Origin of the sequence: Burkholderia sp. CpTa8-5 (assembly GCF_017815045.1) — a bacterium.
In the GTDB taxonomy this organism is placed as follows: domain Bacteria; phylum Pseudomonadota; class Gammaproteobacteria; order Burkholderiales; family Burkholderiaceae; genus Burkholderia; species Burkholderia sola.
This window is the reverse complement of record NZ_JAGIQD010000076.1, coordinates 1-956: the sequence shown is the minus strand read 5'-3', so window position 1 is coordinate 956 and position 956 is coordinate 1. Positions and strand designations below refer to the sequence as shown.

Here is a 956-nt window from a genome sequence, read left to right as displayed (position 1 = left end):
TCGGTCTTCACGCGCTCGACGATCCCCTCGTCGCGCAGCAGCTTCAGGTTCGCGACCGCGACGGCCGCCGCCACCGGATGGCCCGAATACGTGAGGCCGTGATTGAATTCGCCGTTATCGATGATCGGGCGCGCGACGCGCTCATGAATGCCCACCGCCCCCATCGGCACATAGCCCGACGTCAGGCCCTTCGCCATCGTGATCAGGTCCGGCTCGAAGCCGAAGTGCTGGTGCGCGAACCATTCGCCGGTGCGCCCGAACCCGCCGATCACTTCGTCGGCGACGAGCAGAATGTCGTACTTGCGGCAGATCCGCTGGATTTCCGGCCAGTACGTCGACGGCGGGAAGATCACGCCGCCCGCGCCCTGGAACGGCTCGCCGATGAATGCCGCGACGTTCTCCGCGCCGAGTTCGAGGATCTTCTCTTCGAGCTGCTGCGCGCGTGCGAGGCCGAATGCTTCGGGCGTCTCGCCCGGCTGCGCCTCGCCGAAGAAATACGGCTGATCGATATGTACGATGTGCTCGACTTTCGACGGCATCTGCTCGTGCATGTAGCCCATCCCGCCGAGCGTGCCGCCCGCGATCGTCGAGCCGTGATAGCCGTTCTTGCGCGAGATCACGTACTTCTTCTGCGGCTTGCCCTGCACGCGCCAGTACTGGTGCACGAGACGCAGCACGGTGTCGTTGCCTTCCGAGCCGCTGTTGCAATAGAAGAAGTGGTTGAAGCCGGCGGGCGTCACTTCGGCCAGCATCGCCGACAGTTCGATCACCGGCGGATGCGTGGTTTTGAAGAACGTGTTGTAGAACGGCAGTTCCTGGATCTGGCGATACGCGGCGTCGGCGAGTTCCTTGCGGCCGTAGCCGACGTTCACGCACCACAGGCCAGCCATCCCGTCGATCACCTTGTTGCCGTCCGAGTCCCACAGGTAGACACCGTCGGCCTTCACGATCACGCG

General features: G+C 64.2%; 1 protein-coding gene. It reads right to left on the bottom strand.

Translation table 11 applies throughout. From position 1 onward, the window contains the following. The coding region (locus J8I35_RS34380) for an aminotransferase (RefSeq protein WP_209929395.1) at positions 1 to 956 on the bottom strand (956 nt) is incomplete at both ends.